The organism is Pseudomonas sp. CK-NBRI-02 (genome assembly GCF_008124495.1).
Classification (GTDB): domain Bacteria; phylum Pseudomonadota; class Gammaproteobacteria; order Pseudomonadales; family Pseudomonadaceae; genus Aquipseudomonas; species Aquipseudomonas guariconensis.
On sequence record NZ_VSJH01000029.1, the window covers coordinates 1 to 1,230 of the forward strand.

1 protein-coding gene is annotated in these 1,230 nt (G+C 62.8%); it reads left to right on the forward strand.

Features of this window, described 5'->3' with window-relative positions; translation table 11 throughout:
• The coding region (locus DQ397_RS17570; RefSeq protein WP_178113799.1) for an Ig-like domain-containing protein at positions 1-1,230 on the forward strand (1,230 nt) is incomplete at both ends.

Here is a 1,230-nt window from a genome sequence, read left to right on the forward strand (position 1 = left end):
GTCGGGCAATACGGTCAGATTCATCTGAACGGAGACGGCACCTACACCTACACCCTGACCTCGGCGCCGAAGACCCCAGGTGGCGTCAACGATGGCCCGAACACCCTGACCGAGACCTTCACCTACCAGGCGAAGGATCAACTGGGCAACACCATCACCAGCCAGATCGTCATCAACATCGTCGACGACGTGCCCAAGGCCAACGCCGACTCGGCCAACGTACGCGTGGGCGACACGGTGAGTGGTGATGTGCTTTACAACGATGTCCTGGGTGCGGACAAGGTCATCGATGGCAACGTCGTGGTCGGTGTGCGCGCCGGCAGCGACACCTCGACTTCCGCACATGGCGATGTCGGCACTCAGGTCATGGGTAACTACGGCTACCTGGTCATCAACGCCAACGGCTGGGCGACTTACCACGCCAACCCCAACAGTGTGGCGGGTGCCGGTGCCACCGACACCTTCGTCTACACCATCCGCGACGCCGACGGCGACGGCGCGGTGCAAGGCGGGGTCGGTGCGTTGACCTACACCTTGGTGGGCAATGCCGTCGGGCAATACGGTCAGATTCATCTGAACGGAGACGGCACCTACACCTACACCCTGACCTCGGCGCCGAAGACCCCAGGTGGCGTCAACGATGGCCCGAACACCCTGACCGAGACCTTCACCTACCAGGCGAAGGATCAACTGGGCAACACCATCACCAGCCAGATCGTCATCAACATCGTCGACGACGTGCCCAAGGCCAACGCCGACTCGGCCAACGTACGCGTGGGCGACACGGTGAGTGGTGATGTGCTTTACAACGATGTCCTGGGTGCGGACAAGGTCATCGATGGCAACGTCGTGGTCGGTGTGCGCGCCGGCAGCGACACCTCGACTTCCGCACATGGCGATGTCGGCACTCAGGTCATGGGTAACTACGGCTACCTGGTCATCAACGCCAACGGCTGGGCGACTTACCACGCCAACCCCAACAGTGTGGCGGGTGCCGGTGCCACCGACACCTTCGTCTACACCATCCGCGACGCCGACGGCGACGAGAGCACCACCACCGTCACTATCAAGGTGCTGGACAGCGGACTGTCGGTCAGTGGGGCGGACCGTGATGTGACGGTTTACGAAAAAGCCCTGGACCTGAACCAGGACGGCAAGGACCTGGCGGCTGGCAACGTCACCGGCAGCGACCCAACCTCCACGGGTGAGACCGGGACAGGCACCCTGGTC